This is a genomic window from Marinitoga piezophila KA3 (assembly GCF_000255135.1).
Classification (GTDB): Bacteria; Thermotogota; Thermotogae; order Petrotogales; family Petrotogaceae; genus Marinitoga; species Marinitoga piezophila.
In genome coordinates, this window is sequence record NC_016751.1 from 1,756,938 (window position 1) to 1,770,113 (window position 13,176).

The window sequence follows — 13,176 nt, forward strand, 5'->3', positions numbered from 1 at the left end:
TATTTGTCAAGTAAAAAATATAAAGGTTCTATTGTTATTTTTTTAAAATTTGAAGTCAAAAAATTAAAGCACCCATGAAAAGGTGCTTTAATCAGAAAATTTATTATATATATTATTGATTTCATCTGAGTATTGTTTAAATATCTCAAGGATTTTTGGATTAAAATCTTTTGGCGAAGTTCTATTATCACCCTCAATGATTATTTTCATCACTTTTTCGTGTGGAATAGCCGGTTTATATGGACGTTTAGAACGTAAAGCATCGTATACATCTACAATAGATACAATCTGAGCTTCAATAGGTATTTCATCGCCTTTTAAATTATATGGATATCCTCCACCATTATATTTTTCATGGTGATATAATGCAATTTTTAATGCAGTTTCAAAGTATGGGTCATCACCCAATAACCGTTCTGCATAAATGGTATGTTTTTTCATAATTTCATATTCTTCATCTGTTAATTTACCGGGTTTATTTAAAATTTCAAGTGGAATAAAGATTTTTCCAATATCATGTAATGTCGAAAATTCCTTTATTTCAATTATTTTGTCTTCTGGAAGATTTAATTTTTGAGCTATAAAATACGAAAGCTCTCCAACTCTATATATATGTTGTCCTGTAATATCATCATGTGCTTCTGCAATTAAAGCGAGTTTATTGGCAAAATTAAGATAGGCACTTTTAACTCTATCTATGGTATATTTTGAATTAATTACAGTTTTAGCAATATTCATTAAAGCCTGTATAATTGTTTTATCGTATTCAGTAAATGATTTAGGATTACTGGCGTCTATATCCAGTGCAAGATTAAGTATTTTTCCTTTTTCTAATTCTGAGGTTATAATCATTATTTCCTTTATATTTTTTACAGCATTTATAAATTTATTAAATGTTTTTTCATCCATTCCTTTTTTGTCAATTTTAATTAATTCATCTGATTTAAATATTTTTATTTCATCATTTGTTTGAACCATCCAATCTTTTTTAAGATTAAGTTGTTTTAATTTTTCTATATCATGACCTATTGCTGCAATGAAATTCCATTTATCATTTTCAGCAAGTGAAATACTTCCGTAATCACATGCATCAACAAGTTCATTGGCAAATTTTAAAAGATTTGTATAATAATTTTCAATATCCTGTGTTTCAAAATTGGAAATCAGTTCAATCATCTTAAATAATTTTTTGTTTGTGGAATCAAGTATTTTATTTTTTTTCTCAAGTTCAAGTTTTTGCTCTACTTTATCTGTAACATCTATATATAAAACAAGAATTTTATCTTCACCATTTTGTTGCCTTATAGGTGTTTTGAAAACTCTGAAATAACGTATTTTTCCGTCTTTTTTCATTTTAACTTCTAAAACAGTTTTTTCAATATGATTTAATATAATCTGTATATCTTTTATAACAGCATTTTCTTTGGTTTTTTCATCAATAGTATTGCCGATAATATCGTTTAAATTTTTTCCAATAATTTCATCTTTTTCCATATTAAAAAATTCAGCAAAAGCTTTATTAGAAAAAATAATAGTTTGATCTACAGTTTTTATATAAATAGGATTTGGTGAAAGATTAACAATTTTTTCAATTAAATCTGTAGAATTTTTTAATTCTGAAAGTGTTTTTTCGAGATCATTTAAAGCATCTGTTAATTCTGAATTTTTTTTCTGTAATTTTCTTTTAAGTTGATTGGAATTTATATATAGCACAATAATTATAAAAATAAGTATAGTTTCTAAAATAGCAATTGCAGGAACAAGCCAGTCAGGTATTTTTTCAAGAGTTTTTGTATTAAAATATTTATCAAAAATACTATAATAGTATGAATCGGGATCTGATTTTAATTTTTTTAATAATTGATCAAACCTCTGAAAAAATTCATCCAGACTTTTATCTTTTTTATACATCATATAAATACTTATAGGCGTAAAAATAATGGAAGTTTTTTTAATGTTATGCTTGTTCTCAAGATATAAACCAAGAAATTTTGGCATTACACCAGCATCTATTTCATGTTTTTCGAGGGCATCAAGTATTTCCATATAATCATTCATTTCAACAAAATCTACTTTTATATTAAAAGATTTAAGAATTTCTTTTATGCCTCCAGGTCCATCGTAAAATATATCTGTTTTCATTACGCCAATTTTTTTATTTTTTAAATCAACTATATTATCGACATTTTCTTTTCCTGAAACATATATTACTCCCCAGTCGAAAAATAAAGCTTCGCTGTTAAAATTAAAGAATTTTTTTCTTTCAGGGGTTATTGCCAGGTCAGCAACAATATCAATTTCATTATTTTTAAGTTTTTCAATAAGGTTTGCCTGTGTATCAAAAACAAATTTATAGTCAACATTTAAATCTTCAAACATATTCCGTGCTAATTCAACAAAAAAGCCTCTTTTTTCATCAAATACAATAGGTATATCTTTGTATATACCTATTTTAAGTGTTTTTGAAAAAGAAAGGGATATAGAAACGATTATAAGTACAAAAATCAAGAGCCTTTTCATATTTTCGCCCCGCTATAATATAATTTTATTTTTTCCGCTGTTCTTAGCTTCATAAGCTTTTTTGTCTGCTATTTTTATTAAATTTGAGATATCAGTTTCATATGTATCTTCAATACCAACGCTGAAACTTAAACCAGTTTCAATTAATTTTCTTTTTATTCTTTCCAGAATCTTTTTAGCCTGTTTTTTATTTAAATTTTCAAAAATTATTACAAATTCATCTCCACCATATCTATAAACTTTGTCAATATCTCTAACGGAGCTTTTTAAGGTAAATGCAAACTCTTTTAATTTTTCATCTCCAATTACATGGCCGTATGTATCATTTATTTTCTTAAAATCATCAAGGTCAATAAAAGCCAGAGAAATAGGAATATTAGAAATATTATAGAATTTAATATCTTTATTTAACTTTGAAGAATTATATAAAGATGTCAGGTAATCTGTTTCACTTAATTTTTTAATATATTTAAATTGTTTACTGTGTATCAATATTATAGAAACTATTTTTGAAAGAACAGATAGTATTTTCATATCTTCTTCAGTAGGTCTTAAACCATTTTTAGGCTGGTCGCATGAGATATATCCAATGATTTCATTTTCTTTATCTCTTATTGTTATAAGCAATAAATCATTTGGATGCCATTGGTTTTTCTTTTGTGTATATGTATTTAAAGTTATATTTGATTCAAACTGAAAATAATAATTCTGTTCGTCAAAATCCCCTTTTTCTGCAGGGATAAAATATACTTCTCCATATCTATATTCATTAGCAAAAAGTTTTAAAATATCTGAAGCCTTAACTTTTGTTTCCTTTAATTTATTGAATTCAATTTCTGATAATCCAGCATATGTAATTCTATTAATCTTATCGTTTTCATAGTCTATTTCTGAGATTAAGACATATTTATATCCAAACTGTTTATTTAAAATGTTGGCAACATCTTTTGAAATCTTTTCTTTTGAAACATTCATAGAATATGAATATAAAATGTTTGAAAATTGAAGCATTATATCATTGAAACGTTTAAGCCTTTCATTTTTGATTTTTTCTTCTTCTCTTTCAGTTAGATGTTTCATTATAAAATAATATAAAATAATAAAAATCAAATTTTGAAAGATAAAATAAATTTTTAAGACATGGTTCTGGCATAAAAGGTAGAAATACATACTTGGCAACAAAGTTAAGAAAAATACATATTCTGTAAGCAGCATATTGAAATCAAAACGATCTAAATCTGTATGTAATGTGTTAATTAGCTTTGAAAAGGTTACAAACAAAAATAGTTTTAAATAAATATTGTCAGTAATTAAATCGGCAAGTACATATCCTCCATAATTCATGAAAAAATAGCCCAGAAATTTACTAACTCTTTTATTTAATCCAAGTCTTTCAAGCCTGAATAAAGTGGTTATTGCAGCAACTAAAATATATTGCCTTCCATAAAGAGAAGCAACTAAAAATCCTGTCATATTTGTAACAAGTCTAATATTGTTTTTCCATTTTACATCAATATTATCGGATATAAATGTAATCAACAATACAGCCAATAATTTTTTTATTTCAAATGAAAAATTAATAGGAAAAAAATAGATTAATACAATTGAAAAGAACAAAGAAATGAAATTCTGTTTATTGAAAAACTTTCCGTTAAATAAGAAATTTTCCATAAAATCACCCCTAAAAATTTTCATCTAAAACTTCATCTATTTCATCAAAACCATATAATCTTGCTCTGATCTTTAGATCTTCTATATCCATTAATTTAATAACATAATTAGCTAACATAAATTCAAATGGTAGCCATATTACATGTCCTGTAAGAGCGTGAATATGTTTTGCGCCTTTCTTAAATTCTTTCCATAAAATCTTTCTGCTTCTTACAGAAAGTGTTTTATCAAATATTGCCTCAATAAAAGTAACCTTTTTTGGATTAATTAAATGAGCATAAGAAAGAGGATCTATTCTAAATAATGGATGTATTTTTTTGCTATTTAATATTTCTTCAAGTTTCATATTTTTTACTATCTGGAATTGATCCTCGTATATGTTATAAATCTTTTCTATATTATGCATATCAAAATCTGTTTTAAAACCTTTATCTATCATTCTTCGAACAAATTTTGTTGCAGGAGAATTATATAAAATTTCCGGTAAGTATCCTCCTGTTGTCATTAACAATAATTTATCTAATTGTGGGTTTAAAGCTTCTACAATAGTTCCTATCATTCCTCCTAAACAATATCCAATCAGGATATTGTGTTTTTTCCACAATTTTTTTTGTTTTAAAAAATCAATTGTACTTAATGTATCAACAACCCCATGTTCCCAAAATCTATACATTACACTTATTTCAGGCCAGAGATAATTTCTTCCACTAACAGATTTTTCATCAACACGGGTATAATTACCGGGTAAGATTAAAATAGAGGTATTTATTCCAACAGATGCAAGACGTTTTGCAAGCCATATCATATACTTTACATTTGCACTACCAAGACCGTGTAAAATTAATGCAGAAGCAAGAGTTTCTTCTTTGGGTTCAAAATTATATAATTCTACAGTTTCAGTACCTCTGGCAGGATTCCTGTATAATGTTTTAAATCGAATATAATTACATCTATAATGTTTTCCTTTAAAAATATATCCAGAAATATAATCAAAATCTTTCTTTTCATATGTAAAATCAACCTTCATTTTTAATCAAACCCCTCATGAATTTTATTGTTTCATTTAGAATTTTAATTGTTTGTATATCATTATTTTCAAATTCAAATCCATGATCACCATATTTGTGGACAAAAAACTTAACCTTTACACCTTTTTCTTTTAATTTTTTATACAATTTTACAGAAGACGAAAAAGGAACAACTTTATCTTCTTTTCCGTGAACCAATAATACAGGATTCATATTTTCATTTATCCAGAATATAGGAGAATAATATAAATATTTTCCTGTTTTTTCTTTTACCGGTAATCCTTTTAAAGTTGCAGTAACTGCAACCTTTGCAAAAACCGATTTTACATTTTTATCAAAAAGATCCATTAAATCGGACGGTGCATAGTATGCAATCACGCCTTTAATACCAGAAATTTTATCTTTCTTTTTTAAAAATGTGTTATAAGAATAGTATAATAACGAAAGATGGCCTCCGGCGGATAGTCCCATTAAAATAATATTATTTTTATCAAAATACAGTTTTTGGGCGTTTTTTTTGATAAAATTTAAAGCGTCTGTATAATCTGATAATATTTCATCCATTGTATGTGAAATTCCAAATCTATAGTCAATAGATACTACAGCAAAACCTTTTGAAGCAATAAATTTACACCATGAAACATTATTGGGTTGATTTCTGAACCCGGAAACCCATCCACCACCATGCGCAAAAAATATAACAGGTAATTTTTCCTTATTGTGATTTTTGGGATAATAAATATCCATCTTTAATTGTAATTTTCCTTCAGTTTTATATGTATATGTATAAGGACCTCTAAAATCATAAGCGTCAATGGGCAATTTTTTTCTTAGAAGGTTTATAATATATAATGATGCCCATAAAAAGAATGTAAATACAATTACAATTCCACCCCAGGTTAACGTTCCAATAATTACAAAAAAAGCCAGAATTTTTTTTAAAATATTTTTATTTATAGTACCACCTCGCAACCTCTTTATAATATTATACACCAAATTTTAAAAAAGGAGAAATATTAAATGGGTTTTGGAGAAATAAAGCATATTATAGAAGAAAAAGACTACAAAGAACATAGCGATAGAATTAGAAAAGACGTATTGAAAATGAGAAAATATCTATTGTCTCCAAGAACATTAAATCAGAGAAAATTAATATCTCTATTTAGATTTTTAAGTAAAAATGCAGAAAGAAAAATACTGACAAAACACATTAATGATTTGCAATTTTTATTAATTCATATTGTAGAAAAACCAAAAGAAAATAGATTTAACGATTTGAAAAAATATTATGGATTAAAAGATGAAGATATAGAAATGATAAAATTTATAATGTTTCCCGATAAATTTCCTCCAGGTGGTTATGAAGAAAAATTGAAAAAATATGGTATAGAATTATACACACCAAAAGTTATTTTTAAAAAACTTCCATTTAAGGATTATATAGATCTTTACGCGTTAATGACTTATATTCCTCTTGACGAAAAAAATATTTTTATTCAGAATTTGTTAGATGAAATATTAAAATTAAATCCACTTGAAGATAAAAATGCAACCTTAAAAAGATTTTTGGAAATTTATAAAAGTCTTAGTGATTTTGAACAACATTTACTTAATCTACAGTTAAGGAGTTTTTCATATTATCATTATAGACTATTCAATGTTTCGGGAATAAAAGGGATGGTTATTGATGGAAGCAATGTTGTAAGATATGAAAATAAAAATTCCTTACAGTTTTTGCTGGGAATAATAGAAAATCTGTATACAGAAAAATATGTATTTTATCCTGTTCATATTGTTTTTGATAAAAATATCGAATACATTTTAGAAGAAGAAGAAAGGAAAATATTAAAAAATTTTCTGTTGAAAAAAAGAGTATATTTACATTCTCCGGCAGATGAAAAAATAATAGAAATAGCAAAAAAATATGGATATTTTGTATTATCAAATGATAAATTTAAAGAATATGATTTTGATAAAGAAAAGATATTGGAAATCAAAAGGTTTATATAAATATAATAAATATAGAATACCAAAGAAAGGGGCATTACTATGAAAAAAGTACAGGAAAGATTTTTGGAATATGTAAAATTTTATACCACGTCTGATGAAAATTCTGAAACATGTCCTTCAACACCAGAACAGCTTGTTTTTGCAAATTATTTAAAAAAAGAATTAGAAGAAATAGGGTTGAGTGAAGTTGAAGTAGATGAAAATGGATATGTATATGCAACTTTACCGGCAAATTCAGAAGAAGATATTCCTGTAATAGGTTTTATTGCTCATATGGATACAGCACCTGCATTAACAGGCAAAGGTGTAAAACCGAAGATTATAAAATATGAGGGCGGAGATATTGTATTAAATGAAGAAAAGAATATTGTATTAAGTCCTGAGGAATTTCCAAAATTAAATAATTATATTGGACAGGAAATAATAGTTACAGATGGAAATACATTGTTGGGTGCAGACGACAAAGCCGGTATTGCTGAAATTATCACAGCTATGGAATACTTAATTCAGCATCCAGAAATAAAACATGGAAAGATAAGAATAGGATTTACTCCTGATGAAGAAATAGGTAGAGGAGCCGATAGATTTAATGTGGAAAAATTTGGCGCAAAATTTGCATATACAATAGATGGGGGAGAAATTGGAGAGCTTGAAGCAGAAAATTTTAATGCTGCCACAGCACATTTTAAAATAAATGGAAAAAGTATACATCCAGGAACAGCTAAAAATAAAATGATAAATGCAGCTGAAATAGCAGCAGAATTAATAATGATGTTTCCTCAGGCACAAACTCCACAGAATACAGAAAAATACGAAGGATTTTTTCATGTAGTAGGCATTAAAGGTGATTGTGATTCAGCAGAAGTTGTAATGATAGTTAGAGATCATGATAAAAAATTATTTGAAAATAAAAAATGGTTATGTGAAAAAAATGCGGAGCTTTTAAACAAAAAGTATGGTGGAAATACAGTTGAATTAAACCTAAAAGATTCTTATTACAACATGAAAGAAATAATAGATAAAAATCCAGAAATAATTGAAATAGCTAAAAAAGCCATGGAAAATGTAGGTGTAACACCAATTATAAAAGCTATAAGAGGCGGAACAGATGGTGCAAGACTATCTTATATGGGATTGCCATGTCCAAATATCTTTACAGGTGGTCACAATTTCCATGGCAGATACGAATACATTCCAATTCCTTCAATGGAAAAGGCTGTGGAAGTTATTATAGAAATTTCTAAATTGGTTGCAAGAAACTAAAAGATAAAATCTTCCTGTTAAATCTAATCAGTTAGGATTAGCAGTAAAGTAATCCAAAATCCTGTGCTTTTTAAACTTTAAGTTGTTAATCTTATAAAAAATGATGGTTGAATTAATTAACATAAAGGGTTATAATTAAATTTGAAAATATTTACAAGGAGGATTTGAAATGGATTTGTCTAATTTTGTCGCATTCTTTGCAAACAGTGGTTTTGCCTATTTTACCTGGCAGCATCTATTGATGATTGCTATTGGATCCGTGTTAATTTACATTGCTATTGTTAAACATGCCGAACCGTTATTATTAATACCTATTGGATTTGGAATTATTCTTGCGAATATTCCACCGGAAGTTACCGGTATTTTAAATCCACCTATGGATGGCCAGGTTGGAGGATTATTATGGTATATACAAAGGGGAATGTTTTTAGGAATATATCCACCATTGATATTTTTAGGAATAGGTGCATTAACAGATTTCTCATACCTTATTGCAGATCCGAGATTAATCTTTTTAGGTGCTGCAGCTCAGGTTGGAATATTTGGAACATTTATAGTTGCAAATATGATGGGATTCGATATTCATAGCGCTGCATCTATAGCTATAATTGGTGGTGCAGATGGACCTACTTCAATCTATCTTGCTTCAAGATTTTCACCTGATTTATTGGCAATAATCGCAATTGCTGCATATTCGTATATAGCTTTAATACCGATATTGCAGCCACCTGTCTCGAAATTATTGACAACCAAAGAAGAAAGATTAATAAGAATGAAAAAAATGAGACATGTTACACAAAAAGAAAAGATTATATTCCCAATTGCTACAACAATAGTTGTTGCGTTACTTGTACCTAAGGCTATATCACTTGTGGGAATGTTAATGCTTGGTAATTTGTTAAAAGAATCTGGAGTTACAAAAAGGCTTGCTGAAGCTGCTTCAAGATATATACTTGATTCAGTTACCATATTATTAATGCTTTCTGTTGGAAGTACAGCAAGGGCAGATGTATTTTTAAAGCCAACAAGTTTAAAAATATTCTTACTTGGTGCTGTTGCATTTATTATTGCAATGATGTCAGGGATATTCTTTGCAAAACTCATGAATTTATTTACAAAAGATAAAATAAATCCTTTAATAGGTGCTGCTGGAGTTTCAGCTGTTCCTGATTCAGCAAGGGTTGCACAAACTGTTGCTCAGTCAGAAGATCCAGGAAACTTTATTCTTATGCATGCAATGGGTCCAAATGTTGCAGGTGTAATTGGTTCAGCTGTAGCAGCAGGTGTATTTTTATCAATACTCTAATCCTTTTATAAAGAGGTGAAAATCCTAAATGGCAAAAAAAAGCTATGAGATTACCATTAACTATTCTTACTGTAAAAACTGTGGTATATGTTATCATGTTTGTCCAACAAAAGCCCTTGGCTCAGCAGAAATGGGAAAACCTATAATAGTTGATGAAAGCAAATGTATAGGTTGTTTAATGTGTGAAAGATTATGTCCTGATATTGCTATTGATATATCAGAGAAAAAGGTGGTTGAGGCCAATGGGTAAAATAGTATTCATGCAGGGAAATGAAGCATGTGCATTAGCAGCAGTAAAAGCAGGTTGTAGATTTTTTGCAGGATATCCTATTACACCTTCTTCAGAAGTAGCAGAGGTTATGGCAAGAGAATTACCAAAAGTTGGAGGAAAATTCATACAAATGGAAGATGAAATTGCCAGTGCTGCAGCCATTATTGGTGCATCATTAGCAGGCGTAAAGTCAATGACAGCTACAAGTGGTCCAGGCTTTAGTTTAATGCAGGAAGCTCTTGGATACGCAACGATGACTGAAACGCCATGTGTAATAGTGGATGTTATGAGGGGAGGACCAAGTACAGGTTTGCCAACAAAGCCATCACAGGGAGATATAATGCAGATAAGATGGGGAAGGCATGGCGATCAGCAGATAATAGCTCTTTATCCTTCAACAGTAGAAGAGGTTTATAAATATACAATTACGGCATTTAATTATGCTGAAAAATATAGAACACCAGTTGTGCTTGTAATGGATGAAACATTAGGACATATGAGAGAGAGTTTTTACTTAAGTGATGAATACGAAAATCCTGAAATAGTGGCAAGAATGAGTGAAGAAGAAATAGAAGAAGAAGATTTATTCCATCCTTTTGGATTCCAGGAAGAAAATTATCCTGTAAATCCTTTAATAGAAATGGGAAAGGCAAGATTTCATGTTTCAGGTTTAGTTCATGATGAAACAGGATTCCCGGTGGGGTCTTCTTCAGTAGCAGATAAAGTAATTAAACATCTTGATTCCAAAATCAGATTATATACAGAAGAAATTGCTATTTATGATGAATATATGACAGAAGACGCTGAAATTATAGTTGTAGCTTATGGTTCAGTTGCTAGAAGTGCAATGAAGGCTGTAAAAATGGCACGTGAAGATAGAATACCTGTAGGGTTATTTAAACCCATTACAATCTGGCCATTCTCAGTATCAAAAATGAAAAATCTTTTGAAGAAATCACAGGCTATAATTGTGGCTGAAATGAATTTAGGGCAACTTGCACTTGAAATATCAAGGGTAAATAAATTTGGAAAACATATAGCACTTGTAAATAGAGTAGATGGTGATTTAATTTCACCAAAAGAAATATTGGATTCAATAACACAGGTATGGAGACATATAATAGAATTTTAATAAATCCCCCTTTTCAAAAGGGGGATTTGTTTTTTGGTATATGTATATTAACAATTAAAAATTGTATTTGAAAAAAAAGAAATTTTATGGTAAAATAAAATGTGATAATGATAATAAAGGGGGCTGAGCTATTCATGGAAGTTTTAAAAGTTGGTCATAATTCATCTCCAAACAAAGTTGCTGGAGCTATCGCAGGAGTTCTCAGCAAAACAGACGAAGTTGAAATTCAGGCTATAGGAGCGGGGGCTGTTAATCAGGCAGTAAAAGCTATTGCTATTGCCAGAAGATTCGTTGAAACAAGAGGAAAAAAGATTTTTGTAGTACCAGGATTTGTTGAAGTTACTGTTGGTGACGAAAAGAGAACAGGTATAAAATTCAGAGTTTTTGCAGAAATAACAGAAGAAGAAACAGACGAAGCTACAGAAGAATAATACGAGGAGAATTGTAAGTGATAGATGATAAAATCATCAATGAAATAGTGACCGCGTGTATAAATGACGCGCGGCTTTTTTCTATAGTTGAAGAAATTTCTAAATTAAATATAAATGAAAGATTAAAAATACGAAGAAAGGCTTCCATGGTATTGAAAAAAGAAAAAACTGTTGATAAGGAAGCTCTAACCTTTTATTTTGTAATTACAGAAAATGGTGTAGCAGAGGAAATATTGAGGAGGATAAATAATGAACGAAAAGAAAATGCCTAAATATGTTGGAGGTCAGGCAGTTATTGAAGGCGTAATGATGAAGGGAATACATACTGTAGTTGCTGTAAAAAGGCCAGATGGAAAGGTTCAGATAAAAAAATTAAATGAATTTTCTTTCGGTTTTCTTGAAAAGATACCCTTTATACGGGGTTTTTTTGTATTATTAAAAGCGATGATAATAGGAATGGGAGCTTTAACTTATTCGGCTAATGTATCAGATGAAGAGGAAATAACAAAAAAAGATATGATTATATCAATATTATTAGCTATACTTTTTTCTGTTGGGGGATTTGGATTGGCACCGATGTATTTGACAAAATTATTCAATATAAACAATGAATTCTGGTTTTCATTTGCTGAAGGTGTAATAAGGGCAATATTTGTTATACTTTATATATGGGTAATTTCATTATTTAAGGATGTTAAAAGAGTTTTTGAATATCATGGTGCAGAACATAAAGCAGTTTATACTTACGAAAACAAAGAACAATTAATTGTTGAGAACGCAAAAAAATATACAACATTACATCCCAGATGTGGAACGAGTTTTCTTATAATAACTGTTTTTGCCTCGATAATAGTTTTTTCCATTACAGGAGCTATGGGTTATACAACATTGTTAGAAAAAACAATAACAAGAATAGTTTTATTGCCGTTGGTAGCTGGAGTTGCATATGAATTTCAAAGATTTACAGCAAAAATAATAGATACATCTCTTGGTAAGATTTTAGCTTCTCCAGGATTAATGCTTCAAAAAATAACCACATCAGAACCTGATGAAGAACAATTAAAGGTAGCATTAATATCCCTTGAATATGCTTTAAAGGAAGACTTTGATGGAGAAGAAGTTGTTGAAATTTAAATAAAATATCAATTGACATTTAACATAACTTATAATATAATATAAATACCCTGACTCAGATAATGGCATAGACCTTATCTTGGTCAGAGGAATATATAAACGGAGGGAAAGAAGATGTCAAGAGGATTAGATCCAGAAGTAAAAAAGAACGTTATTGAAGAATTCAAAATTAACGACAAAGACACAGGTTCAGTAGAAGTTCAGGTTGCTTTATTAACAGCAAGAATCAGACACTTAACAGAACACTTAAAAACACATCCAAAGGATTTCCACTCAAGAAGAGGTCTTATGAAAATGGTTGGTAAAAGAAGAAAAATGTTAAAATACCTCAAGAAAGAAAGACCAGAAGTTTATAAAGAATTAATTTCAAAATTAGGAATCAGAGGATAATATCAAACTCCCGCTCAATA

At 28.8% G+C, this 13,176-nt stretch carries 13 protein-coding genes; 9 read left to right on the top strand and 4 right to left on the bottom strand.

Features of this window, described 5'->3' with window-relative positions:
• Positions 1-87 precede the first annotated feature (87 nt).
• Genes MARPI_RS10965 through MARPI_RS08310 form a run of 4 tightly spaced genes read right to left on the bottom strand, consistent with a single transcriptional unit; the run spans position 88 to position 6,191 of the window.
• Complete coding sequence (locus tag MARPI_RS10965) at positions 88-2,520, bottom strand: HD domain-containing phosphohydrolase (protein WP_014297149.1); 2,433 nt, start codon at positions 2,518-2,520, stop codon at positions 88-90.
• Positions 2,521-2,532: 12 nt separating this feature from the next.
• Positions 2,533-4,191 (bottom strand): GGDEF domain-containing protein, encoded by a 1,659-nt coding sequence (locus MARPI_RS08300; protein ID WP_014297150.1) that lies wholly within the window; start codon positions 4,189-4,191, stop codon positions 2,533-2,535.
• Positions 4,192-4,201: 10 nt separating this feature from the next.
• Positions 4,202-5,218: an alpha/beta hydrolase gene (locus tag MARPI_RS08305; RefSeq protein WP_014297151.1), complete on the bottom strand. Its 1,017-nt coding sequence runs from the start codon at positions 5,216-5,218 to the stop codon at positions 4,202-4,204.
• Positions 5,208-6,191, bottom strand: coding sequence for an alpha/beta hydrolase (locus tag MARPI_RS08310; protein WP_198029610.1), 984 nt, complete (start codon positions 6,189-6,191; stop codon positions 5,208-5,210). The genes MARPI_RS08305 and MARPI_RS08310 overlap by 11 nt, the downstream gene beginning before the upstream one ends.
• Before the next feature lie 48 nt (positions 6,192-6,239).
• Between MARPI_RS08310 and MARPI_RS08315 the strand changes: the two genes are divergently transcribed.
• From MARPI_RS08315 to rpsO, 9 genes are all read left to right on the top strand, one after another.
• The gene (locus MARPI_RS08315) at positions 6,240-7,229 is read left to right on the top strand and encodes a hypothetical protein (RefSeq protein ID WP_014297153.1); all 990 of its coding nucleotides are present in this window, start codon (positions 6,240-6,242) and stop codon (positions 7,227-7,229) included.
• Positions 7,230-7,268: 39 nt separating this feature from the next.
• Entirely contained in the window at positions 7,269-8,492 is a 1,224-nt protein-coding gene (gene pepT, locus MARPI_RS08320) for a peptidase T (protein ID WP_014297154.1), read from the top strand.
• Between the two features lie 169 nt (positions 8,493-8,661).
• Complete coding sequence (locus MARPI_RS08325) at positions 8,662-9,798, top strand: sodium ion-translocating decarboxylase subunit beta (protein ID WP_014297155.1); 1,137 nt, start codon at positions 8,662-8,664, stop codon at positions 9,796-9,798.
• A 28-nt stretch (positions 9,799-9,826) separates the two neighbouring features.
• Positions 9,827-10,048: a 4Fe-4S dicluster domain-containing protein gene (locus MARPI_RS08330; RefSeq protein WP_014297156.1), complete on the top strand. Its 222-nt coding sequence runs from the start codon at positions 9,827-9,829 to the stop codon at positions 10,046-10,048.
• The gene (locus MARPI_RS08335; RefSeq protein ID WP_014297157.1) at positions 10,041-11,201 is read left to right on the top strand and encodes a 2-oxoacid:acceptor oxidoreductase subunit alpha; all 1,161 of its coding nucleotides are present in this window, start codon (positions 10,041-10,043) and stop codon (positions 11,199-11,201) included. The genes MARPI_RS08330 and MARPI_RS08335 overlap by 8 nt, the downstream gene beginning before the upstream one ends.
• Positions 11,202-11,335: 134 nt before the next feature.
• Complete coding sequence (locus tag MARPI_RS08340; protein ID WP_014297158.1) at positions 11,336-11,632, top strand: stage V sporulation protein S; 297 nt, start codon at positions 11,336-11,338, stop codon at positions 11,630-11,632.
• Between the two features lie 17 nt (positions 11,633-11,649).
• Positions 11,650-11,904 carry a hypothetical protein gene (locus MARPI_RS08345; protein ID WP_014297159.1) on the top strand — a complete coding sequence of 85 codons (255 nt, stop codon included), beginning with the start codon at positions 11,650-11,652 and terminating at the stop codon, positions 11,902-11,904.
• Positions 11,882-12,766 (top strand): DUF1385 domain-containing protein, encoded by an 885-nt coding sequence (locus MARPI_RS08350; protein WP_014297160.1) that lies wholly within the window; start codon positions 11,882-11,884, stop codon positions 12,764-12,766. Before MARPI_RS08345 ends, MARPI_RS08350 begins: the two co-directional genes overlap by 23 nt.
• Before the next feature lie 114 nt (positions 12,767-12,880).
• Complete coding sequence (rpsO, locus tag MARPI_RS08355) at positions 12,881-13,156, top strand: 30S ribosomal protein S15 (protein ID WP_014297161.1); 276 nt, start codon at positions 12,881-12,883, stop codon at positions 13,154-13,156.
• Positions 13,157-13,176: the final 20 nt, after the last annotated feature.